We start from the raw sequence: 404 nt of genomic DNA, 5'->3' as shown, positions 1-404 counted from the left end.
GAGCAGGAGAGCGGTCGACACGTGGATCCTGTAGGAAGGCGCGGCGGGTAACGTACCATGAACCGGGCCGGCCCGGCTGTTATGATGTCGCCGCATGGGTCAGCGCTTCATCGCACATCTCGACATGGACGCGTTTTACGCGTCGGTCGAGCTGCTGCGCTACCCGCAGCTGCGCGGCCTGCCGGTGGTGGTCGGTGGACGGCGCCGCAGTGCAGGGGGCAGCGGCATGGCGTCGCTGCCGGCGCTGAAGAGTTACGCGGGGCGCGGAGTGATCACCACCGCGACTTACGAGGCGCGTGCGCTGGGGGTGCATTCCGGCATGGGGCTCATGAAGGCGGCGCAGCTCGCGCCCGACGCGGTGCTGCTGCCGGCGGATTTCGACGAATACCGCCGCCATTCACGGC

At 68.8% G+C, this 404-nt stretch carries 1 protein-coding gene; it reads left to right on the top strand.

Annotation, left to right across the window (positions count from 1 at the left end; translation table 11 throughout):
- Positions 1-94: 94 nt before the first annotated feature.
- Positions 95-404, top strand: a 310-nt coding sequence (locus ETC00_RS20160) for a Y-family DNA polymerase (RefSeq protein WP_483296503.1), incomplete at its 3' end; no start/stop codon positions are given.

The organism is Brevibacillus sp. MCWH (assembly GCF_013096935.1).
In the GTDB taxonomy this organism is placed as follows: Bacteria; Bacillota; Bacilli; order Brevibacillales; family Brevibacillaceae; genus Brevibacillus; species Brevibacillus aydinogluensis.
The sequence above is the reverse complement of the archived record's forward strand: the minus strand, read 5'-3'. Positions and strand labels throughout refer to the sequence as shown.